Genomic DNA, 23,808 nt, shown 5'->3' with positions numbered 1-23,808 from the left:
GAACAAGATGATAACGATCCAAAATTTAAAAAAGAGCTTTCGAACGGAAGAGGTGGAGACCTTGGCCTTGAACAATGTGAACCTCAAAGTGGAAGATGGTGAATTTGTGGCCATCATGGGGCCGTCCGGTTGTGGAAAATCTACCTTGCTGAATATTATAGGCATGCTGGACAATCCCACCGAAGGCAGTTACAACTTTGCCGGGCATGAGGTCGGGGGGCTAAAAGAGAGTCAACGTACGCAGTTGAGAAAGGGGAACCTGGGATTTGTCTTTCAAAGCTTTAACCTGATCGACGAGCTAACGGTCTACGAAAATGTGGAGCTGCCGCTTATCTATTTGAAAATGGGTAAAGCAGAGCGAAAGGAAAAGGTAATGAGGGTGTTGGAGCGAATGAAGATCGCCCATAGGGAGAAGCACTTTCCACAGCAGTTGTCGGGTGGGCAACAGCAACGTGTGGCCATCTCAAGGGCAGTGGTTACAAACCCAAAACTCATATTGGCCGATGAGCCTACGGGTAACCTGGATTCCAAGAACGGAATCGAGGTAATGAACCTGTTAACGGAACTGAACCAAGAAGGCACTACCATTGTTATGGTAACGCACTCCGATAGGGATTCGCACTATGCCCATAGGGTAGTAAACCTATTCGATGGCCAAATCGTTACCGAAAGTCAGAACAGGGCCATAGGGGCCATGATGTAGGGGGAGTTTATTCATCGATCAACAAATAACCAACCAAAACCAACCCAGCTTATCCCTTAATCACGGATAAATTGTTTTAGGGAATCAATCAAAAAACGAAGACCATGTTCAGAAACTATATCAAAATCGCTTGGCGAAGCCTAAAAAAGCAGCCTTTCTTTACGTTTTTAAACACTTTTGGCCTTGCCGTGGGAATGGCCGGGGGGTTGCTTATTTCCCTGTATATCTACGATGAATTGAGCTATGATAAAATGTTTCCCGATGCGGAACGGATCCATCGCGTAAACAACAATATCAAATTTGGCGGGGATGAACGTGAATTTGCCGTTACGCCGGCCCCTATGGCCGAAGTACTCAAATCCGACTTTTCAGAAATTGAGTTGGTAACCCGCTTTAGAACACGTGGTAGCGCACTTGTGCGCAAGGCCGATGATCTGGCAAATGTAAAGGAAGAACATACTACCTATGTCGACCCCTCTTTCTTCGAAATGTTCGGTGTGTCCTTATTGGCAGGTGATGCCACTACGGCCCTGAAAGACCCGAATACCTTGGTCTTGACCAGAACGGCCGCCGAAAAGCATTTTCCCATTGACAATGCGGTGGGGCAAAATATGGTGCTTAACAATGAGGAAAACTTTACCATTGTCGGGGTTATCGAAGATTTTCCACAAAATTCCTTTCTGAGAGGGTATACCGTTTTTGAGGCCATGGCCGGATACGAAGATGCCGTAGTGGGCAATTGGGGCAGCAATAATTACCAGACCTTCATCAAATTACTTCCTACGGTCAATGCAGACCAAATTCAAGAACAGTTGCGCGGCCTTTTGGGTAAATATGTTATTCCCGGTGTCCAACAATTTATGCCCGGGATCACCGAAGCGCAGTTCAAGGCCAGTGGCAATCATTTGATCTTTAGCACCATTCCCTTGACCGATATCCATTTAAATTCCCATAAGGTAGGGGAAATGAGTGCGAACAATGACATACAAAGCATATACATCCTTACGTTTATTGCTATTTTTCTCTTGATCTTGGCCAGTGTCAACTTCATGAACCTTTCAACCGCCCATTCCCTTAAAAGGGCCAAGGAAGTTGGGGTTAGAAAGACCTTGGGCTCCAATAAAAGGAACCTGGTACGGCAGTTTTTGGTTGAATCGGGATTGGTGGCTCTTTTGGCCATGGTTTTGGCCATGGTTTTGGCCGTTGTGGCCTTGCCCTTTTTTAATGACCTTGCCGATAAGGATATCGAGATACCCTTTGGTTCTCCCGTTTTTTGGTTGATTTTATTCGCTTCCGTCATGGTCTTGGGGTTGTTTTCGGGAAGTTACCCTGCTTTTTTTATGTCGCGTTTTAAACCCGCGGCGGTGTTAAAGGGTGGTAATGGAGGCAGTGTGGGGGGAGGTAAAATTAGGAATTCCCTCGTCGTGTTTCAATTTGCCATTTCGGTTTTTCTGATCATCAGTACCTTGGTAGTGTATCAACAATTAAAGTATATACAAGGCAAAGACCTAGGGTTCTCGAAAGATCAGGTCTTGATCGTTAACGATGTCTTTACGGCAGGGGACAAGGCATCGTCCTTTAAGGAACAGGTGGAACAATTAGGTTTTGTCGAGAGTGCTACAATGAGCAGCTATTTTCCTACCCCCTCATCCCGTAGCGATACCACGTTTCGCCCCGATACGGATAAAAACTCGGCAGAATCCGCGGTGAATATGCAGACCTGGGGCGTCGATTACGACTATATTTCCACCATGGATTTTGAACTGGTGGCGGGGCGTGGTTTTGATAGGTCTTATGGCAACGACTCTACGGCCATCATTTTGAACGAAACGGCTACGCGAATAATGAACCTGAGTCCGCAAGAGGCCTTGGGCAAGCGCTATACGCCCGATTTTGATTCGGAGAACCCTACCTACTACACGGTCATTGGGGTTTTAAAGGATTTTCATATTGCGTCGTTAAAAGAGGATATAGACGCGGTAAGCCTGCACTTGGAGGATGGGGCCTATGCCATGGCCGTAAGAATTAAGGCGGGTGACTTTGCCAATGCAATTGCTCAAATTGAAGCGGTTTGGAATACTATAGTGCCCGGGGAACCATTCGATTATTATTTTATGGAAGACGCCTTTAACGATATCTATGTAAGCGAACAAAGGCTAGGTAACATCTTTATCATTTTTACATTGCTCTCCCTTTTGATCGCCTGCTTGGGGCTGTTTGGCCTGGCGGCCTTCAATGCCCAAAAGCGCACCAAGGAAATAGGGGTGCGCAAGGTTTTGGGGGCCAGTGTGGGACAGGTCGCCTATGCCTTGACCGTAGACTTTTTAAAATTGGTCGTGCTCGCTATTCTAGTGGCCCTGCCTATAGGCTGGTATGCCATGAACCGATGGCTCGAAGATTTTTCATATCGCATAGACATTCCGTGGTGGGTATTTGGCCTGGCGTCATTTATAGCGGTTTTGATATCGGTGATTACGGTCAGCTATCAAAGTATAAAAGCGGCCTTGGTAAATCCGGTCAAAAGTTTGCGTACCGAATAATCACATCAATTAAGAAACAAAAACCATGTATAGAAACTACTTAAAGGTCGCTTGGAGAAACCTCTTAAAGAACAAAGGGTATTCCGTTATCAACATCGGAGGTTTGGCCCTCGGTATGGCCGTTGCCCTTATCATTGGTCTTTGGATCAACGATGAGTTATCGCACAACGATTATTTTAGCAAAAAGGAGCGTATCGCACAGGTCTTTCAGTCGCAGACCCTGAACGGTGAAACCAGTACCGGGCCCGCCATACCCCGCCCCTTGGAAATGGGGCTGAGGGAAGGTTACGCCGACAATTTCAAGCATTTGGTCATGTCGTCTTGGAACAATGCCGTATACCTGAACTACAAAGAGAAAAGCCTTTCGAGAAGAGGGAATTTTATGCAGGAAGAGGCTCCCGAGCTTCTTGGCCTCAATATATTGAAGGGAGAAAAAAACGGATTGCGAAAAATCAATTCCATTATGCTTTCCGAGTCGGTGGCCCATGCGCTTTTTGGGGACGAAGACCCCATAGGAAAGGTAGTCAAGGCCAATAGCCAATACGACATGGAAGTGACCGCCGTCTACGAGGATATACCGGTGAACAATTCCTTCAACGACCTCGAATACATCATGCCTTGGGAGAAATACCTTTCCCTTTTTGAGTGGATCAAAAATGCGGAAGACCAATGGGGCAACAACTCCTTTCAAATGTTCGTCCAGATTGCCGATAATACCAGTATGGAAAAGGTGACGGAAACCATTAAGGATGTCAAGAAAGACCTGAACGAGGAAACGGCCGAGTTCAATCCGCAATTGTTCTTGTTGCCGATGAAGGATTGGTACCTGCGCAACAATTTCGAAAACGGCAAACAGTCGGGCGGACGGATCAAATACGTATGGTTGTTCGGTATTATCGGCGCCTTCGTCCTCTTGTTGGCCTGCATCAATTTTATGAACTTGAGTACGGCCAGGTCGGAAAAGCGCGCCAAGGAGGTAGGGATCCGAAAATCCATTGGTTCCCAGCGCAAGCAGTTGATCTATCAATTTTTGAGCGAGTCGTTTTTGGTGGTCCTGTTCGCCTATGGTTGGGCGGTGCTGATCGTACTGCTCTCCTTGAACGCATTTAACGATTTGGCCCGAAAGGAAATTGAGTTCCCGTGGGACAACCCGGTTTTTTGGGGCACCTCCTTGCTGTTCGTTCTCTTTACCTCCCTGCTTGCCGGAAGCTATCCTGCCCTCTACCTCTCTTCCTTCAGGCCGGTAGACGTGCTTAAGGGCACCATGGTCACCGGAAAATACGCGGGTTTGCCACGAAAGATTTTGGTAGTGCTCCAATTTACGGTCTCTGTGGCATTTATTATCGGCACGGTCATCGTTATGCAACAGATCAACCATGCCAAGAACCGTCCCGTGGGCTACGATAAGGAAGGGCTGGTACAGATACCGGTGATGAGCCGTGATTTTGACGGCAAATACGACTTGCTGCGAAACGAGTTCCTGGCTTCGGGTGCGGTGGTCGAGATGTCGGGGTCGAGTAGTCCGACCACCGAAATATGGTCGAACAGGGGTGGTTACAATTGGGAGGGCAAGCCCGAAGGATTTCAGGAAGACCTGGCCTGGACGGAAGTAACGCCCGAGTACGCGAAATCGCTGAATCTCAAGATAGTAAAGGGACGGGACTTTTCAAGGGAGTTCGCCAGCGATTCCAATGCCGTTCTTATCAATGAAACGGCCATGAAATACATGGGACTCACCGACCCGATTGGCAAGTTCATTACAGATGACGATATTGAGGACCCCTTTCCTCCCTTAAAAATAATCGGTGTGGTACAGGACATGATTACACAATCGCCGTACGAACCCGTAAAACAAGGTATTTATGCCTATGACAAACACGGCAACACCAGTTTTTACAATTTACGGCTCAATCCCGATCAAAGTGCCAATGAAAATATTTCCACGATAGAAAGGGTCTTTAAAGAACACTTTCCCGATATTCCCTTTCAGTACGACTTTGTCGATTCGGAATACGGGGAGAAATTCGCCGCCGAGGAACGAATAGGCACCCTTTCGGCCGTTTTTACCGCCTTGGCGATTTTGATCAGTTGCCTCGGACTCTTCGGGCTCACCTCCTTTGTGGCCGAGCAACGCCAAAAGGAAATAGGCGTGCGTAAAGTATTGGGGGCCTCTACCTTTAATGTCTGGAACATGCTTTCGAAAGATTTTTTAAAGTTGGTCTTAATTTCATGCTTTATCGCCATTCCCATTTCCTACTATGTCATGAACGGCTGGTTGCAGGAGTATCCGTATCGCGTGATCTTGGAATGGTGGATCTTTCTCCTGGCCGTCGTCGGGGCCTTGGCCATTACCATCCTAACGGTCAGCTTTCAGGCCATCAAGGCGGCCAATAAAAATCCTGTCAAGAGCCTTAGGACGGAGTGAACATTGGACAATTAACAATTGGCAGTTGGCAGTTGGCAGTTGGCAGTGTGCAGTGTGCAGTAGGCAGTGGGCAGTTTGCAATTAACAATTATCAGTGGGCAGTAGGCAGTAGGCAGTAGGCAGTTTGCAATTAGCAATTATCAGTATGCAGTAAGGAAGGGTGCCTTCTCTGCCTAGGGATTACTGATCCAGTCCGAAGAAGGACACGGCCAATATCAACCGGATTGTTAATGGTTAATATGGAGCATGGAGAATGGCGCAATGTACTTTTTTTAGGTCAGTGATTCGAACCGGTTACCTTTCCAATAGTTGGACGATTTTTTATCAATGGGCACTTTTTTAAGAAATTCCCGTGAAACCAGTCCTTCCAAATCGGTTCGGGCCGTTTGATTAGTAATTGAAAAAATAGTTTGTATTTCTTTAACGGTAAAAGCACGATTTTTATCTTTTTCAATCCAAAATAGTATTTGGGCCTGTCGTTCGTTAATGCCATCGATTTTTAAAAATTTGGAAAAATTCAGCTTTTCTTTTTTCTTTTTGGCAACGTATTTTTTTAAATCTTCAAAAGCCTGAGTAAGCACCTTTACTTGGTAGTGGACAAAATATGTTACGTCCATATCGTCAATTTCCGTGTAGATATAGGCTTTTTCATATTGTACTTTCGACTTCATAATTACCCTTGAAATAGAAAGATATTCAGCCAGCCAATAACCGTTTTTCAAAAGATACCAGTAAAATATGGCACGAGCTGTTCTTCCGTTTCCATCTACGAAAGGGTGTATATAACCGATTAGAAAATGAAGAATGGAGGCCTTAACGATAGGGTGAACAAAGTTCTCTTTAGGGTTAGAGTTAAAGAATTCACAGAACGATTGCATTAGCTCATGAAGTTCTTTAAATTTTGGTGGAGTATGGATAATTTCACCAGTAATGTGGTTCATTACATGGACATCATCGGACGTTCGAAAGACACCTATATTATCATCCTCTAAAGTATTATGGGTTACTAGTCGGTGAATTTCGAGCAACTTATCAATGGATAAATCTTCCTCTTGATTTTCGCTAATAAATTGAATGGCCTGGTAATTATTAAGGATCATTTGCTCCGATTTATTTTTTGGCTTTTTCTTTTTTCGAAGCATTTCTTTGGCTTTGACACGAGTAGTCGTAGCGCCTTCTACCATAGAGGAAAAAATAGATTCCTCCATAAGGGCATTATTAAGATATTGCTCCTTGTCTAAATCAGAAAGCAGTTTTTCCTTTTGAAGACCTGCCCCGAAATTGAAATCCAAGTAGTGGAGTTTTTGTTGGAGGTACTCATTTACATTATGCGTGTATTTGATTGCATAATTTGAAACTCCTAATTGGAGGCGATTTTGAGTGATACTTCTCTTCCATTTTGTGTTAAACCATAAGGTGTTCTTAGAAAATTTTGAACTTTCCAAATACTTTATTTTGTCCCAGTATAGATATTCTTTTTCGATTGTTGGAAAAGGGTGTTGGGTCTTTAACAAGAATAAGGATTCCCGCTGCTTTTCAATATCTGAACTTGGTATGAATAAGGGTGCCTTTTCAATCATAGCTTTAATAAATATCCTAATTTTTGAAATATTAGGATAAATTGATTTAATTCAAATATATGTAATTATTTGTAAATTTTACAAAAATTAGGACAAATTGCAAAAAACGGATTCTTTTTCCTTGTCAATCCAGCCAATAACCTAAACCGAAAAAATCGCCTCTTCCATGAATTAGGGAAACCTTGATCATCAATACCTATCGACCCATACTACATTTCAATACAAAGGCTTTAGTTTCTTGCCCTTATGGACTATCTTTGTTCTTTAGAATGATTTTATATAATGAAGATAGACAAGAACAAAGTTTTAAAGGCTTTAGAACATATTACGGTGCCGGGCGAAGGCCAAAACATGGTCGAAAGCGGGGCGGTCAAGAACGTGCAGGTTTTTGGCGATGAGGTCGAGGTCGACCTTACCATTTCCAATCCGAGTCTTCAGGCCCGTAAGAAGACCGAGGTCGAGATTTTGAAAATTGTTCATAAAGAGGTTTACGAAAAGGCGAAGGTAAAGGTCAACATCAAGGTCGATGCCCCTGCGGCCAAGCCGAAAGTGAACGAGATTAAAGGCAAGCCTATTCCGGGCATTCAAAATATTGTGGCCGTCGCCTCGGGGAAAGGCGGAGTGGGTAAATCTACGGTAACGGCCAACTTGGCGGTAACCTTGGCGAAAATGGGCTTTAAGGTGGGCCTTCTCGACGCCGATATTTACGGTCCTTCCATGCCGATTATGTTCGACGTGGCCGACAAAAAGCCCTTGGCGGTCAATGTGGATGGGAAATCGAAAATGGCCCCCGTTGAAAATTATGGGGTAAAAATGCTTTCCATCGGGTTTTTTACCCAGCCGAACCAGGCCGTCATATGGCGGGGCCCCATGGCTTCCAAGGCCTTGAACCAAATGATCTTCGACGCCAATTGGGGCGAGCTCGACTTTTTGTTGGTAGACCTGCCTCCGGGTACCGGTGATATTCACCTGAGTATTATGCAGGCCATGCCCATTACCGGGGCCGTAGTGGTCAGTACACCCCAAGAAGTGGCCCTGGCCGACGCCAAAAAAGGAGTGGCCATGTTTCAGCAAGAGTCCATCAATGTACCTGTATTGGGAATTGTAGAGAATATGGCTTATTTTACCCCCGAAGAGCTTCCCGACAACAAATATTATATCTTTGGGAAAGAAGGGGCCAAATATTTATCGGAAGACCTTGGTGTACCGTTCTTAGGGGAAATACCCTTGGTACAGAGTATCCGCGAAGCTGGTGATGTAGGGCGTCCGGCGGCTTTACAGACGGCAACCCCTGTAGAAAGGGCCTTCGAGGAATTGACCAAGAACGTGGTGCAGGAAGTGGTGAGGCGCAACAAGAGCCTGCCGCCCACCGAGGCGATCAAAATAACAACTATGGCGGGCTGTTCCGCCGTTAAGAAAAAGTAACTATGGCATCGGAAGAATTAAAACAGAAAGTAGAAAAGGCCTTGGAAGAAATCCGGCCGTTCTTGCAGAGTGATGGTGGGGATATATCGTTGATTTCAATTGATAACGAGAATTCCGTTAAGGTGAAGCTCGAGGGGGCCTGTGTGGGCTGCAGTGTTAACCAAATGACCTTGAAAAGTGGGGTGGAAATGACCATAAAGAAGTATGCCCCCCAAATTGAGGAGGTAATAAACATTGGGTGATTGCCCTGATTTATATCATGTTCTTGCCGACCCGTTAACCTTAATTTTACGCCAATTTTTAATGTAATCCCGATGATCAAAACAGATATATTGATTATTGGAGCTGGCCCAACAGGGCTTTTTGCCGTTTTTGAGGCAGGCCTGTTACAGCTCAAATGTCATTTAATAGATGCCCTGCCCCAAGCGGGCGGACAGTGTTCCGAAATCTATCCTAAAAAACCCATTTACGATATTCCCGGTTTTCCCGAAGTGTTGGCCGGTGACCTGGTCGACAACCTAATGAAACAGATCGAACCCTTTCAACCGGGGTTTACCCTGGGCGAAAGGGCGGAGACCATTGAAAAGCTCGATGACGGATCCTTTGTCGTTACGACCAACAAGGGGACCAAGCACCAAGCTCCCATAGTGGCGATAGCCGGTGGGCTGGGAAGTTTCGAGCCGCGAAAGCCCTTGCTCGACAACCTACGGAAATACGAGGACAATGGGGTCGCCTATATGATCAAAGACCCCGAAGTATACCGCAATAAAAGGGTGGTTATTGCCGGAGGGGGCGATTCTGCACTTGACTGGAGTATCTTTTTGGCCGATGTGGCCTCAGAGGTTACCTTGGTCCACCGGAGAAACGAATTCCGGGGAGCCCTGGATTCGGTTGAAAAAGTACAGCAGCTTAAAAACGAAGGGAAGATCAATTTGATTACACCCGCCGAAATCGTCGGATTGCACGGCGAAGACACCTTGGAAGCCGTTTCTGTCAGAAAAACAACAAATCCTGATGAGGTTGTTACCCTGGAAGTCGATAATTTTGTACCGCTTTTTGGACTCTCCCCAAAATTGGGGCCCATTGCCGATTGGGGGCTCGAGATCGAGAAAAACGCGATAAAGGTAGACACCTTCGATTATCAGACCAACGTACCGGGTATTTACGCCATAGGCGACGTCAACACCTATCCCGGAAAGTTGAAACTGATCCTTTGTGGCTTTCACGAAGCCACACTGATGTGTCAAAGTGCCTATCAACGTATTTACCCCGATAAAAAGTATGTGATGAAATACACGACCGTTGGCGGGGTCACCGGTTTCGACGGTAGTAAAAAAGAAGCGCCAAAGGCGGTTGTTAAAAGTATAAATTAAGGACTTAGGTGTTAGGTGTTAGGAAAATATAACTAGCGTAACCGAAATAATGGCTGTTAAAAAATTTGAGGATTTATTGGTGTGGCAAAAAGCACAAGATTTTGCTGTAGCGATTTATCAAAATTTTTCCGATTCTAGAGATTACTCCTTTAAAGACCAAATCCTAAGAGCTTCCATATCTATTTCCAATAATATAGCTGAAGGTTTTGACCGAAGTACGAACCCTGATTTCATTAGATTTTTATATTTTGCAACAAGCTCAAATAGTGAGGTAAGGTCAATGCTATATTTATCAAAAAGACTGAATTTTTTGGGCTCTGAAGAGACATCCAAATTAATTGAACAATCAAACGAAATTTCTAAAATGCTTTTCGGTCTCATACAATCAATGACCCGAAGCAAATCAACTAACTCCTAATTCCTAACTCCTAACTACTAACTACTTACTACTAATTCCCTTGTCAATGAGTGATATAAAAATAAAAATTACCGACCGGGATGGTGTTGCCCATGAGGTCGACGCCCCGACCGATATGAACATGAACCTCATGGAGGTGGTTCGCTCGTACGAATTGGCTCCCGAAGGTACCATAGGTATCTGTGGCGGTATGGCCATGTGCGCTTCTTGCCAGTGTTATATTTTATCGGACCATGAGCTTCCCGAAAAGTCGGATGACGAGGAAGCAATGCTTGCCGAGGCCTTTAATGTAAAGGAAAATAGCCGTTTGGGTTGTCAGTTACATATTTCGGAAGAAATGGACGGACTCGAGGTAGAGCTGGCCCCGGAAGAACTTTAAGGTCGGTATTGTTTCGGTTCCATAAAGAATGCGTAAGTTCTTTATAGGTTGTTCGGCAATCCAATTCCAGATCCGTTATGGGCTACCTGCTATATTCGTGCCTGGTAGGTGAATAGGTTGTAGTACCTGCCTTCTTTGGCTATTAGTTCTTCGTGTGTACCTTGTTCCGCAATACGTCCACTCTCAATTACCAAGATTTGATTGGCCTTTCTAATGGTGCTTAGTCGGTGCGCAATGACGAAGGTCGTCCTTCCCTCCGTTAAAGTGGCCAAACTCTTTTGGATCAAGGCTTCGCTTTCGGTATCGAGATTCGATGTGGCCTCGTCCAAAATCAAAATTTTGGGGTCGGCCAAAACGGCCCGGGCAATGGCGATACGCTGGCGTTGTCCGCCTGAAAGTTTTACGCCCCGCTCCCCGATCAAGGTGTCCAATCCGTCTTCGAAGCGATCGGTAAATTCGTCGACATAGGCGGCCTTTACCGCTGCCTGTAGTTCTTCTTCAGTGGCATCGGGCCGTGGAAACAATATGTTTTCCCTTATGGTCCCTTCGAAAAGGAAGTCGTCTTGCAAGACGACGCCCAAAAACTGCCTAAAACTGGTAAGGTCTACCTTGGCAAGGTCGTTTCCGTCGATAAGGATCTGCCCGCTGTCGGGGTTCAAAAAACTGGCGGCCAGGCCGGCAATGGTAGATTTGCCGGATCCCGAGCTTCCTACCAAGGCTATCACCTCGCCTGCCTTTACATCAAAACTGATGTTGTGCAATACCTCCTTGTCTTCCTCATAGGCAAAGGAGACTTCCTTAAAGCTCACATTGCCCTTAAGGTCGGTAAGAACAATGGTCCGATCTTTTTCGTCCGCTTCCGAGGTTTGGTTCATGAGCTCTTCGGTACGGTCGAGTCCCGCCAAGGCTTCGGTCAATTGGCTCCCGATGTTGCTCATTTGTACGATCGGCGCTACCATAAGGGCCAATAGAAAGGTGAACTGAAAGTATTCACCGGTCGTCAGTTCGCCCTGCATCATCTTGTACCCGCCAAATCCCATCATGATGCCGGTAGTGGCAAGTCCCAACAAAAAAGTGGATGAACTGGTCATAATGGCCGTTGCGGTCAAGCTCTTTTTTACATTTTTATAGAGTCTTTCCACGCCTTCTTCAAAAACCTTTGCTTCTTGTTCCTCGGCATTGAAGCCCTTTATAACACGAATGCCCCCCAGCGTTTCGGTTAAACGGCCTTTTACCTCGGCATTGATCTTTCCCCGTTCCCTAAATACGGGGCGTATGATCTTAAAGGCCTTTAGGGCGATAAAGGCGAACAATAGGAGGGGTATAAAGGTCATTAAGGTCATAGAAGGGCTAATGCGCAGCAACAATACCATCGATCCCACGGCGGTCAGCGTGCCTCCGACCAGTTGAACGAGGCCGGTGCCGATCAGGTTGCGGACGCCCTCCACGTCGCTCATGATCCTCGAGACCAGGGCCCCTGATTTTGTATTGTCGAAAAAGCGGATCGGAAGGGAGAGTACCTGTTTCTGTACCTGGGCCCTGAGTTCGGAAATCATGTATTGGGCCTGTATGCTCAGCACCTTTGTCAAGAGAAAGGACATTACCGATTGCACCAAAAAAGCCAAAATAACAACGGCTACCAATACCTTTAAAAGGTCGTAATCTTTATTGGGCACGATGTCGTCTAAAAAATAACGAAGCGATACAGGGGCCACAAAACTGGCCGCCTTGCTAATGACGATCAATAGCAGTCCGATTAAGACAAGCTTTCGTCTGGGCCAAATAATGGTCTTGAACGCGGTAAGGATACTGACTTTTTTTTCAGACATAGGGTAATGGATAATAAAGGTGCAAGTTACTTTAAATCTAAGGAACCAAAAGTTTCTTCCGGTAGTTTTAATCAGGATCCGATGTGCTGTTAAAGGGTTTTTTATATTTGGGGAACATACCAGAGATACCACAATGCGCAAAAAAACCTTTACCCTTCTTTTTGTCCTGAGCTTTTTGTGTGCCCATGCGCAAGGACAGTATTACGAGCTACGCGATTTTGTTACCGATAGCGCCCGTGTATTTTCCAAGGGGCAAGTACTGGCCATGAACCAAAAGCTTGTCGATTTTGAAAGCAAAACAACGAACCAATTGGTGGTCGTTACCATTGAACAGCTGGGTTTTGAGACGATCGAGACCTATGCCAACGGTCTTTTTAACCAAAATGGCATTGGCGATAAAGAAAAGGACAACGGACTCCTCATTTTGTTCTCGGAATTGGACAGGGAAGTGCGTATAGAGGTAGGCTATGGCCTCGAGCCCTATATAACGGATGCCGTGGCTTCGAGGATAATCAGAAATACCATGATACCCCTTTTTAAGGAAGAGCGCTATTACGAAGGCATAGATGCCGCCATAGATCAAGTCATAAAATTTTTGAACGATCCGGAGGCTTTGGCCGAATTTAAAAGTGACATAACCGCAAGCAAACGCAGCGGGGATATTGTCGGGTATATCTTTACCGGACTGTTTACCTTGGTTTTTGCAGGGGCAGGCGGTTTTTTCTTCTATAGAAGTTACCGCGTGCTGATAGAAGTGTTTAGGGGGATGTTCGTGGGCAAGCTAGGGGTGTTGCCGGGTTTGTTTATGCTCGTTTCGAATGCCTTGCCCTCGATTTTCGGGTTGGTTTTTGTTGTTGCTCCGTTCGGCATTATTCAAAGTGTCTTCGCTTCCGAAAGCAATCTGGTGAACGCGGTAATAGGGGTTGCCGACACTCCGTACGCTTGGTTGTGGGGGCTAGTGTCCTTTTTTGGGATAGCCGCTTGTATCGCCTTTGTAAAGATACAATTGCGGGGTAAGGAAGATTTTAGCATATCATGGATCAAAAATGACAAGACCTATATAAGAAAGACATTCTCTTCTACGGGAACCCATTCCTTTGGTTCCGGAAGCGGCTCTTCAGGTGGAGGTTCCAGTTCCTTTTCCGGAGGGGGCGGAAGTTCCGGGGGAGGAGGGGCCAGTGGAAGTTGGTAAAACCAAGCGCAAAAGTGTAACTTCATACCTCCTAAAACCATTTGGATGAAGCCTTTTCTATACCTCTTATGTCTTTTGTCGATAATCGCCTGTAAGTCCGAAACCGATAAGGTTACCTCGGAAGTGGAACAATGGAAGGCCCGGGCGTCTAACGTCGAGATTGTTCGAGATGATTTTGGGGTGCCGCATATCTACGGCAAAACGGATGCCGATGCCGTATTCGGCCTCTTGTATGCCCAATGCGAAGACGACTTTAACAGGGTGGAGCAAAATTATATATGGGCTACCGGAAGATTGGCAGAGGTAGAAGGGGAAGAAGCAATTTACAGCGATCTAAGGGCCAAATTGTTTATGACCGAGGAAGAGGCGAAAGCCAATTATGAAAAAAGTCCCCAATGGTTACAGGAGCTTTGTGATGCCTTTGCCGACGGCATAAATTATTATTTGCACACCCACCCGGAGGTAAAACCTAGATTATTGGACCGTTTTGAGCCTTGGATGCCCATGTACTTTAGCGAAGGCAGTATTGGTGGGGATATTGAAAGAATAGCTACAAAAAAAATACAGGCTTTTTACGAAAGTGGAATGGAGCTGCCCGAAATGGAGCTTTTGGAAATGAAGAAAAAAGAGGAAATGGCAGAACCCCAGGGTTCTAACGGTATTGCCATTTCGGGAAAACTAACGCAATCGGGCCATGCCATGTTGCTGATCAATCCGCATACTTCGTTCTATTTTAGGGGCGAGGTACATGTGGTAAGCGAAGAGGGATTAAATGCCTATGGTGCGGTTACCTGGGGGCAGTTTTTTGTGTATCAAGGGTTTAATGAAAAGACCGGCTGGATGCATACCTCTACCTATACCGATGTCATGGACGAGTTTAAGGAAACCATAGTAAAAAAGGATGACAGGCTATTCTACCAATATGGAGAGGAATTGCGCGAAGTAGAATCATATGAAATTGTCTTAAAGTATAAGGAAGGGGATTCCTTAAAGGAAAAATCCTTTCCCGCTTACCGAACCCACCATGGCCCCATTACCCATCTAGAGGACGGCCAATGGACGGCCTCCGCCATGATGTGGGAACCGGTAAAGGCACTGGAACAATCCTATATCAGAACCAAGCAAGATGGGTATAAAGGTTTTAGGGACATGATGGATATGAGGACAAACTCTTCCAATAATACGGTATATGCAGATGCCGAGGGCAACATTGCCTACTTTCATGGTAATTTTGTCCCTAAACGCGATGTGCAGTTTAACTATGCGGAGCCAGTGGACGGCAGCGACCCAAGAACCGATTGGCAAGGACTGCATACCGTGGATGAGAATATTTTGGTATTGAATCCGGAAAACGGTTGGATCCAAAACTGCAATTCCACACCGTTTACCTCGGCAGCGGAGTTTAGTCCCAAGAAAGAGGACTACCCGTATTACATGTCCCGTGACCAAGAGAATTTTAGGGGCGTACATGCCATAGCCTTATTGACCGATAGGCAAGGATATACATTGGACAGTTTGATACAATTGGCCCACGACCCCTACTTGCCTGCCTTTGAAGCCTTGATTCCTGGGTTGATAAAAGCCTACGACGCCCATCAGAAACCAAAGCTAAAAGAACCTGTTGAGGTGTTGCGCGGATGGGATTATAGAACATCGAAAGCGTCCGTAGCCATGACCCTCGCCCATTTTTACGGTACGATTAGTTACCAAAAGGCAAAAAGACCGGAGGGGCTAAATAGTATGGAGTTGATAGAATTTTGGGGAAGCGATTCGCCCGATACCGAAAAACTTGATTTGTTCGAGGAAGTTGTACGTAAATTGGAAGCCGATTTTGGTTCATGGAAACTTCCATGGGGAGAAGTAAATAGGTATCAAAGGTTAAACGGTGATATAAAACAGGCCTTTAACGATAGTTTGCCCAGTGTGGGAGTCGGCTTTGCTTCGGGTACCTGGGGGGCTTTGGCGGCATATGGGGCAAGATATGCGGCACCCGGCACCAAAAAGATATACGGTACCAGGGGCAATAGCTTTGTGGCGGCCGTTGAGTTTGGTGATAAGGTAAAGGCAAAGACTATTCTGGCAGGAGGACAAAGTGGAGATCCCAAATCACCACATTTTAATGATCAGATTCAAAAATACATCGATGTGGATTGGAAGGATGCGGCTTATTATCGCGAAGATGTATTAAAACGGGCCGTTGAAATCTACAATCCAGGCGCTAGGGAATAGACCGTTTTATTCTTTTTCCTTGGTGATGATCAGGGTGGCCTTCGATCCGGTCGACAACAACCATTTGTTCGAATAGATCAATACGCCTTGGTCGTCATAGACGTCCACTTGGGCCGTATTGGGTGGCGAAGAGCCGACGTTCAGTGCCTCGAAGTCGATTCGGTTAAAGCCTTCTTCCAAGTCTACGTTTATGCCCTTAAAGCTTCCGGTCAACAGGATGTTGGGATCCAATACCTTGTCGTTGACATAGATTTTGACCCGGTCGCCGTCGACGTATTCGTGGTCGCGGCATACAATCCCTACAAATTTGCCATTGCTCTTTACATCGCCCAGATACATATCGGCGAAATGCTGTTTTGAGCCTTCCTTAGGTTCCCTGGGGCCGGCTTTTGGGTCGATTTTCATACCGTATCCCGCCTGTACCAGATTACGGTCGTCTATCATCTTGACCGGGTTCCTGGTATTCATGTCCATATTTACTTCCGGGTTGTTGTCGACTACCGAAGGTATTTTCAACGACGTGCCCTGATCGGGCTGTTTCGTGTCGTCTATCTTATTGGCGGCGTCGATTTTCAACTCTTTTTGAACGGGAATATCGGTCTGGGCCGTGCCTATAAAGGACAGCAAGCAGCACATACACGTTATGGATATCGATTTCCTGAACATGGTTCTGTTGAAAAGTAAAGATAGCAAATACCCTGCCATGGGGACTTAACGCAATGTTAAAACGTTAAACTGCGGAAAATCGTATCCGCCATCAATTGGTGCCCGATCGGATTGGGGTGTATGGGGTCGGAGTCGTAGCACACCTGCTGTTTTTCAAGTAAAGGGGTGTGAATGTCGATTTCGAGTTTGGAAACCGGGTGTTGCATGGTAAGTACGATCTCCTTGAACTTCATTAAAACCTCGGTCTCGTATTTTGGATAGGGGTTTTTGTACCCGTACGGAACGTCATCGGAAAGATGGGGCAAGGGTGCGGCCTCCAAGGCCAATGGTGGTGGGGTCAGAAGAATGGCCCCTATTTGCTTTTGCCTCAGTTTTTCCAAGAAGGAGTAGACCCCGATCTTAAAGCTTTTGAGCAATTTTTCGGAAGGCTTCCCGTAAATGCCGCAATTGATTCCGTAACAGAAGAGGGCCAGGTCGATTTTGTTGGTGGCAAGGATCTCGTCTAGCCGTTCAAAGAGATAGGGCCTTGGTCCGGGGTGGTCCTCTTCGGTAAGTCCCGTAACGGTCTCGCTGCTTTTTCCGAAATTTAAGAACCGTAAGTTCAGGTCGGGCCGCTCCTTGTCAAATTTAGCTTGGAGCATTTCCACATAACCACGGCCCCCTGCATGGGTAATGCTATCGCCAAAGCAACCGATGACCATGTCTTTTTTTAGCTTGAATTTCTTTTCGTTGGAGCAGGCGATCAGGTGGCTTGCGACCAGGGCAAGTGCAGTATGGTTGATGAACTGTCTTCGATTCATGCCATAAACTTATTGGTAATATTCTTAAAAAGCTAGTGTTTCCAGGTTCTTCTGAGAAAATTTAAAAAATTCAAATTCATGATCTTTTCGATGTCGTCTTGGGTGTAGCCCCGCGTCCTTAAGAGATGGGGAATCTTTTGAAGGTCGGCAATGGTGTCGATGTCGTACGGGCATTGTTCAGTGCCAAAACCGCCGTCCAGGTCGGTGCCGATGCCGACATGGTCGGCGTTTCCGGCGATCTGGCAGATATGGTCGATGTTGTCCAGGGTCTGCTCCAGCGAACAGTTCATCGCCTGTGGGGTCGATTTGCCCCGCACCCAATGGGGTACCATCATCCAGGCATCCATGGCCATACCGATCACGGCATCCCTTTCGATCAGGGCCTTTATCTGTTCGTCGGAAAATTGACGGTTGTGGTCGACCAGGGCGCGGCAGTTGTTGTGGCTCGCCCAGACCGGACCCTTGAAATGGTCTAGGGCCTCCCAAAAACTTGGGTCACAGAGGTGGGTGGCGTCCAAAATGAGCCCAAGGCGTTCCATTTCCCTTAACAAGGCCCTGCCCTTGTTTCCTATGCCTCCTGAAGAATCGGTTCCGAAGGCATAGGTGCCGGGTCCGTAATGCGCCGGTCCGATGGCCCGGAGTCCGGCCTCGAACGATTTTTCAAGGTAATCCAAGGTAACTATGGAGTCGGCCCCTTCCAAGCTTAAGATATAGCCGATCGGCTTTTTGCCCCCTTCGGTCTTCCAAAGGTTTACATGGGCCTCGAGTTGTTTTTTGTTCGTGATCGGGGCCAATTCCCCGGCATCTTCCATGCTGCGGTACCAGGCCAGTTGGCCTTGGGTCTGTGCCCATGCCTGTTGTGGAGATCGCCACCCAGGAAGGGGGTTCCCCTTTTTTACGTAACGGGCTATCTGGGTAGCCACGCAGAGTCCGATATTTCCGGCGCGCATGGCATCGAAGGAAACGGTATTTCGGCCCCGATCGGGTTTATCGGTCATGCCCTGTTCGCTTTTTCGGATATCGGCAACGGACCAGGTCAGGTCGCGGTTCCATTCCATGGCGTTCATGGCGAGGTCTAAATGGGCATCAAAAATAAACATGGTCATAGGGTTAAGGTTTGGTCGCGGGCGGCCACTTCCCAAGTATCGACGATCTCGCCTTCGGAAACTACCTGAAGCCGGGCGTATTTGGCCACTGTCGGGCATATGTGTACGGGCAGGGCATAGGCCGTATCGCCTATGGGATACTTATCGCTGTTTTCGCATTCGATGACAAAGTGCTCTTCGCTCTGTCCTTTTTGTTGCCAGTCGGCCTTATCAAGGAACCTGACCCGCGGAAAGGGCATTTCGGGCGCGATCGACTTATGGCCGAGGTCGGTACAGAGTATTCCTTTGGCCGGTTTACTGATAATCCGGGTAAAAAGTACGGCGGCCGGTAGAAAATCCATTTCGGGATAAAGGCGGGCATAGCCCGCATCCCAAAGCAAGGTGGTTCCGGGACTGGCCTCGACCCCTTCCCGTCGGGCGTGGAACGGAAAGGTAGGCGATCCGCCGGCCACCACATTCGGTACCTCTATGCCCTCGGCCGCCAAGGTGTCCCTAAGTGCCAGCACAAGGTCAAAAGCCTTTTGGCATTCCTCTTCGCGCCTTGCCACATCGGTGTTTCCGATATGGCCGTCGTAGGTGTGGAGCCCCATTGCCTCGATATGGCTATGGGCATGCATCTTACGGTAGAGTTCGATGCCCGTTTCGTCGGGTAGGATGCCGGTACGGTCCATTCCGGTATTGATGTCCATCCAAAGGGAAACGGGGCGGTTCTTTTCACGGGCCCGCCTTCCCATCCGTTCCACGATAATCGGATGGTCTACCAAGGCCGAGAATTGGGTTTTGGGGTAGTTTTCCACCAACTTAAGGAAGCGTTCGATGTTGGCACCTACCGGCTGCATGGCCAACAATACATCCGGGGCCCCGCATCGGGCCAAAAGTTCGGCTTCGGCAATAGTGGCGCATTTGAACTTGTAAATACCTTGCTCCAACTGCAGGTTTACGATCTCGGCCGTTTTGTGGGTTTTTACATGGGGCCTGAGAAAATCGGGACCTTGCGACATGCCCAGCATGGTTTGTATGTTCTGTCGGATGCGTTCGGGGTAGACCAATAAAGCCGGGGAGACTACCCCTTCGGTGTTTTTTAACGCGTACCAAGAAGTATTTGTAGCCATATCTCAGTACAGTTCAAACATGGCCTCGATTTCGACAGGAATCCCCCCGGGCAGGATCATCCCTACGGCGCTGCGCACCCCGACTCCGTTGTCGGGACCGAAAATATCGGCCATGAGTTCGCTAAAACCGTTAATGACCAAAGGTTGGTCGCCGAAATCGGGGGCCGAATTGACCATGCCCAGGGTCTTTACAATTCTTTTGATCCGATCTAAATCGCCAAAATGGGCCTGTATGGTCGAGATCATGGTCAGGCCTACCTGCCTTGCCCCCAACTTGGCCTCCTCCAGCGACATGTCGTCGCCCGCCCGTCCCTTCATCAGGCTTCCATCGGCCAACATGGGGCCTTGCCCCGAAACGTACAGAAATTTGTCTACGACCAGCACCGGCTTGTACAGGCCGGCAGGTGGCGGGGCGGGAGGAAGCTCCAAGCCCAGTGCTTTGATTCGTTCAGAGGGTGAATTGCCCATAAAAAATTTGTTTTATATGAATGTATCCAAGATCAAAACCCCGATAAGGCCCATGACGCCTACGGTGGTTTCCATAACCGTCCATGTGCGCAGGGTGTCTTTGATCGATAGGTTAAAATATTCCTTGTAGAGCCAGAAGCCGCCGTCGTTCACATGGGAAAGCATCAGGCTACCCGAACCTATGGCAAGCACCATGAGCTCCGGACTCACCCCGTTGCCGATCAGGGGGGCGGCAATACCTGCAGCGGTAAGTCCGGCCACCGTTGCCGATCCCACACAGACCCGGATTACCGTGGCGATCAACCAGGCCAAGAGCAGGGGCGAAATCGTGGAGCCCCTGAGCATATCGCCGATATATTCGCTTACCCCACTATCGATGAGCACCTGTTTGAGGGCCCCTGCGCCGGCTATGATCAAAAGGACCATGGTAATGCCCGAAACGGCGCTGGAAACGGAGTTCATGACCTCGTCCATTTTTTTGCCCCGGGCCAGCCCCAGGGTATAGATGGCGATAAGTACCGAAATGAGCATGGCGATGACGGGGTCGCCCAGTATGTCGGTGGTCTTTCTTATGATGTTGCCTTCGGGAAGGATCAAGGCGGTTGCCGATGCCAATCCGATAAGGATGACGGGCAACAAGGCCGTAAAGATGCTGGTTAAGGTGCCCGGCATCTCCTCTTCGGTCAATACGGTCGGATTGAGGAATTCCTTTAACGGGGTGGCCTCTATGTTCTTTATGGTCCGCGAAAAAAGGGGGCCGGCCACCACAATGGCGGGAATGGCCACCACGATGCCGTAGAGAAGTGTTTTTCCGATATCGGCACCGAACATGATCGCAATGCCCGTAGGGGCGGGGTGCGGCGGCAAATAGCCATGGGTTACCGATAGGGAGGCCAGCATGGGCAGCCCAACGTAGATCAGGGGGAGTCCCGTTGCGGCGGCTACCGTGAACACCAGGGGAACCAGAATGACAAAGCCTACGGTATAGAACATGGGTATGCCTACGATAAAGCCGGTCAATACCACGGCCCACTGAATGTTCTTTTTTCCGAATTTTTTAACGAGCTGTGTGGTAATGCGCTGGGCCGCACCGCTATCGGCCACCAATTTGCCCAACATGGCACCTAGGCCTAAAATTAGGATCAGATAGCCCAATGTGTCGCCTATTCCTTTTTGTATCGATTTGGAGACGGTGGTAAAATCCATCCCCTCGGCAACGCCCACCAAGAGCGAGACGATGACAAAGGCGATAAAGGCATTGAGTTTAAAACGGGCGATGAGGATAAAAAGCAGAACGATTCCGGCAATAACAATGGTAAGAGGCATAGGTCGGTTTTATCTAGTACTGGTTAAATATACAATTTTGTAAAGATCCCTTTCGGCATTGTGGCGAAGGAAATAAACCCCTTTGAATGGTTTTCCGTATGTGCCCTTAGTGAAAATGGGCCATGGCTGGGAATATAGGCCGTTCCTTCCGTTGTGTAGGGGGCGCAGGCGGTTTGGGTACGGTCTTAAAGGGAAGAAAGGGAAAGGGGCAAGCCCTTTTTAGGTATGGTCGGGCAGGTCGGCAAACTCCTTCCTTTTGTTCGCGAACCAGTGCTGCATGTTTTCGGGCGAGAGCATGAGTCCCCGCATTTCGCGCATGGCCTCCATATGCGCCTTGTCTCCCTTTTCAAGCATTTCCGCTGCGTGTTTTTTACTCAATTCGGCTATTTCCTCAAAGGTGTCGGCATAAAATTTATGGTCGCAGGCCCCTCCCAGTTGTTTGCAGGTCATTGTTTTCATATCGCCGGATTTGTTTTACGGATTAGACGTTGGATTAAGCGGCGGTATACAAGTTAAAAAAAATTTACCTGTTTTGGGTAAACCCTTGTAGATTAAATGTTTGGTTGCTTCGAAGTTTTTGGGTTTGGGTATTTTCGAATGGGGGAGTAACGCCTATAGGAGTTGAATACTTCCCTGTTCGGGCCAGAGACCCGAGGGTCCTTGGTTCTTTTCAATTCCCCTAGGAGTTGTTCCTTGAGCTTTTGCTCGATTGCGTGGTAGGGGGCTTTTCCGGCAAGGTTGTACAGGCAGTCGGGGTCTTTTTTCACGTTGAAGAGCTCAAATTCGGGGCGTTTGCCCACGGCCAGTTCGAAATAGTATTGAATGTTGTCGTCTTTGTGGTTTTCGATAAGAAAGGTTTTTGTGGGGCAATCGTCGATATCCATAAAGGCCGCATCGGGGATATAGTCGCCTTGCCCGTCGAGCCCGAACATGGGCATGAGCCGGGTGCTGTCTTGCGGATGAAACCTTTGGGGTGCCCCGGCCGGCCACAGTTCGGGTTCCATGTTCCAGATGTAGAGGAAATCGCCTCCTTTGATGATTCGCTGCGGATACCCTTTGTTGAGATATCTTGATGAGGAGTGCCTTTCGCGTCCTGAGAGGATAAATGCCCGGGAGCTGTCTATTTGGCCTTCCCCTTCCGCCGCTAAAAGAGGGACCAGGCTTTTTCCCGAAAACGGGAGCATGCCTGAGGTCTTTGTTTCGGTAAGTTCGAGAAAGGTGGGTGCCAGGTCGACAAAGCCTATAGGGTCTTTTACGGTTCTTCCGCCGGGGAATTTTTTGGGATAGCGAATGGCCATAGGTACATGTACGCCATGGTCGTAGCCATTGGCCTTGGCCCTGGGAAAGGGCATGCCGTTATCGGCGGTGACGACCACTATGGTGTTCTCCAGCTCCCCGATTTCCCTAAGGTATTCAAGCATGCGTTGAAGGTGCAGGTCGAACCATTCTATTTCCAGGGCATAGTCCAAGAGGTCGCCGCGTACCAGGCCGTTGTCGGGCAAAAAACCGGGTACCTCGACGTCATGTAACTGTTTGTTGTGCCTTTTCCAGGAGTCTTGTTCGTATGTTCTGTGGGGCTCTTTGGCACCGTACCAAAAGAAGAAGGGTCGGCCTTTTGGTGAATTCTCCATAAAGTATTTGAAATTCGCGAAATAGTCGGTGGGGGAGATACCATCGGCGTAGCGTTCGTCGTTGTCGGGGCTGTAGGCGATATGACTGTGTTCGATACCCGCTGCATCGGTAGCCCTAAAAAGGGAGTCTTTTGCGTTTCTGGCATATCTAAAGGGGCCGACCCCTTTGCCGGTCCTTCCCGTTCGATATCCGTTTTTGTCAAGCAGGTCAATGAAGGAAAGGTGTTTTTTCATCCACGAGGAGGCATGCTGCCCCGATTGTTCGTTTTGCCAGTGATAGCGTCCTGTTACGATTGAGCTTCTTGAAGGGGCGCATCCCGGGGATCCGGCATAACAATTGAAAAAATAGACCCCTTCGCGCGCAACCTGGTCAAAGCCGGGCGTGTCGATGAAGGTACAGCCTTCAAAGCTGGTATGGCCATACGATTGGTCGTCGCTTATGGCGAACAGGATATTCGGGCGCTTGGGGTCGGGGCTGTCGGGTGTTTTGTTGCACGCGGTTAGCATAAGGACCAGTACCAAGGCGTATATGGGGTATCCCAAGTTTTTGATGGCCATAGGAGGGTTTGTTTTTTTGACGCTTGCCCTTAAAAATAGGAATTATCT

General features: G+C 47.8%; 20 protein-coding genes. 10 read left to right on the top strand and 10 right to left on the bottom strand.

Annotated elements, in window-relative coordinates; all coding sequences use genetic code 11:
* Positions 1–7 precede the first annotated feature (7 nt).
* The 3 genes from BUB37_RS00175 (at position 8) to BUB37_RS00165 (ending at position 5,668) form a co-directional block, all read left to right on the top strand.
* Positions 8–703, top strand: coding sequence for an ABC transporter ATP-binding protein (locus BUB37_RS00175; protein ID WP_072986539.1), 696 nt, complete (start codon positions 8–10; stop codon positions 701–703).
* Positions 704–807: 104 nt separating this feature from the next.
* On the top strand, positions 808–3,243 hold the full coding sequence (locus BUB37_RS00170) for an ABC transporter permease (protein ID WP_072986537.1): 2,436 nt from the start codon (positions 808–810) through the stop codon (positions 3,241–3,243).
* Between the two features lie 25 nt (positions 3,244–3,268).
* Positions 3,269–5,668, top strand: coding sequence for an ABC transporter permease (locus BUB37_RS00165; protein WP_072986534.1), 2,400 nt, complete (start codon positions 3,269–3,271; stop codon positions 5,666–5,668).
* 272 nt (positions 5,669–5,940) lie between these two features.
* Here BUB37_RS00165 and BUB37_RS00160 read toward each other — a convergent pair whose 3' ends face one another.
* A complete protein-coding gene (locus tag BUB37_RS00160; protein ID WP_072986532.1) occupies positions 5,941–7,248 on the bottom strand; it encodes a Fic family protein in 1,308 nt (435 codons plus the stop codon).
* A gap of 282 nt (positions 7,249–7,530) precedes the next feature.
* On the opposite strand from BUB37_RS00160, the gene BUB37_RS00155 reads away from it, so the two are divergent.
* The 5 genes from BUB37_RS00155 to BUB37_RS00135 all read left to right on the top strand — a co-directional run bounded on the left by BUB37_RS00155 (position 7,531) and on the right by BUB37_RS00135 (position 10,843).
* Positions 7,531–8,673 carry an Mrp/NBP35 family ATP-binding protein gene (locus tag BUB37_RS00155; protein ID WP_072986530.1) on the top strand — a complete coding sequence of 381 codons (1,143 nt, stop codon included), beginning with the start codon at positions 7,531–7,533 and terminating at the stop codon, positions 8,671–8,673.
* A 2-nt stretch (positions 8,674–8,675) separates the two neighbouring features.
* Complete coding sequence (locus tag BUB37_RS00150) at positions 8,676–8,915, top strand: NifU family protein (protein ID WP_072986528.1); 240 nt, start codon at positions 8,676–8,678, stop codon at positions 8,913–8,915.
* Between the two features lie 72 nt (positions 8,916–8,987).
* Positions 8,988–10,046, top strand: coding sequence for an NAD(P)/FAD-dependent oxidoreductase (locus BUB37_RS00145; protein WP_072986526.1), 1,059 nt, complete (start codon positions 8,988–8,990; stop codon positions 10,044–10,046).
* Positions 10,047–10,095: 49 nt separating this feature from the next.
* Positions 10,096–10,464: a four helix bundle protein gene (locus BUB37_RS00140; RefSeq protein ID WP_072986524.1), complete on the top strand. Its 369-nt coding sequence runs from the start codon at positions 10,096–10,098 to the stop codon at positions 10,462–10,464.
* Positions 10,465–10,510: 46 nt separating this feature from the next.
* Entirely contained in the window at positions 10,511–10,843 is a 333-nt protein-coding gene (locus BUB37_RS00135; protein WP_072986522.1) for a 2Fe-2S iron-sulfur cluster-binding family protein, read from the top strand.
* 89 nt (positions 10,844–10,932) lie between these two features.
* Here BUB37_RS00135 and BUB37_RS00130 read toward each other — a convergent pair whose 3' ends face one another.
* Complete coding sequence (locus tag BUB37_RS00130) at positions 10,933–12,672, bottom strand: ABC transporter ATP-binding protein (protein WP_072986520.1); 1,740 nt, start codon at positions 12,670–12,672, stop codon at positions 10,933–10,935.
* Positions 12,673–12,805: 133 nt separating this feature from the next.
* Here BUB37_RS00130 and BUB37_RS00125 point away from each other — a divergent pair, with 133 nt between their 5' ends.
* On the top strand, positions 12,806–13,864 hold the full coding sequence (locus tag BUB37_RS00125; protein ID WP_072986518.1) for a TPM domain-containing protein: 1,059 nt from the start codon (positions 12,806–12,808) through the stop codon (positions 13,862–13,864).
* A gap of 45 nt (positions 13,865–13,909) precedes the next feature.
* Positions 13,910–16,093, top strand: coding sequence for an acylase (locus BUB37_RS00120; RefSeq protein WP_072986516.1), 2,184 nt, complete (start codon positions 13,910–13,912; stop codon positions 16,091–16,093).
* 6 nt (positions 16,094–16,099) lie between these two features.
* On the opposite strand, the gene BUB37_RS00115 is transcribed toward BUB37_RS00120, so the two are convergent.
* From BUB37_RS00115 to BUB37_RS00080, 8 genes are all read right to left on the bottom strand, one after another.
* Positions 16,100–16,759, bottom strand: coding sequence for a hypothetical protein (locus BUB37_RS00115; RefSeq protein ID WP_244526682.1), 660 nt, complete (start codon positions 16,757–16,759; stop codon positions 16,100–16,102).
* Between the two features lie 56 nt (positions 16,760–16,815).
* The gene (locus BUB37_RS00110; RefSeq protein WP_072986514.1) at positions 16,816–17,559 is read right to left on the bottom strand and encodes an SGNH/GDSL hydrolase family protein; all 744 of its coding nucleotides are present in this window, start codon (positions 17,557–17,559) and stop codon (positions 16,816–16,818) included.
* A 32-nt stretch (positions 17,560–17,591) separates the two neighbouring features.
* Positions 17,592–18,659, bottom strand: a complete 1,068-nt coding sequence (locus BUB37_RS00105; protein WP_072989582.1) for a dipeptidase — start codon at positions 18,657–18,659, stop codon at positions 17,592–17,594.
* 2 nt (positions 18,660–18,661) lie between these two features.
* Entirely contained in the window at positions 18,662–19,777 is a 1,116-nt protein-coding gene (locus tag BUB37_RS00100; RefSeq protein WP_072986512.1) for a D-TA family PLP-dependent enzyme, read from the bottom strand.
* A 3-nt stretch (positions 19,778–19,780) separates the two neighbouring features.
* A complete protein-coding gene (locus BUB37_RS00095; RefSeq protein ID WP_072986510.1) occupies positions 19,781–20,245 on the bottom strand; it encodes a RidA family protein in 465 nt (154 codons plus the stop codon).
* Positions 20,246–20,257: 12 nt separating this feature from the next.
* Positions 20,258–21,571, bottom strand: a complete 1,314-nt coding sequence (locus BUB37_RS00090) for a gluconate:H+ symporter (RefSeq protein WP_072986508.1) — start codon at positions 21,569–21,571, stop codon at positions 20,258–20,260.
* A gap of 219 nt (positions 21,572–21,790) precedes the next feature.
* On the bottom strand, positions 21,791–22,030 hold the full coding sequence (locus tag BUB37_RS00085; RefSeq protein WP_072986506.1) for a DUF1059 domain-containing protein: 240 nt from the start codon (positions 22,028–22,030) through the stop codon (positions 21,791–21,793).
* A 92-nt stretch (positions 22,031–22,122) separates the two neighbouring features.
* Positions 22,123–23,760, bottom strand: a complete 1,638-nt coding sequence (locus BUB37_RS00080; protein ID WP_072986504.1) for a sulfatase family protein — start codon at positions 23,758–23,760, stop codon at positions 22,123–22,125.
* Positions 23,761–23,808: the final 48 nt, after the last annotated feature.

Origin of the sequence: Pseudozobellia thermophila, from assembly GCF_900141855.1 — a bacterium.
Lineage (GTDB): Bacteria > Bacteroidota > Bacteroidia > Flavobacteriales > Flavobacteriaceae > Pseudozobellia > Pseudozobellia thermophila.
The sequence above is the reverse complement of the archived record's forward strand: the minus strand, read 5'-3'. Positions and strand labels throughout refer to the sequence as shown.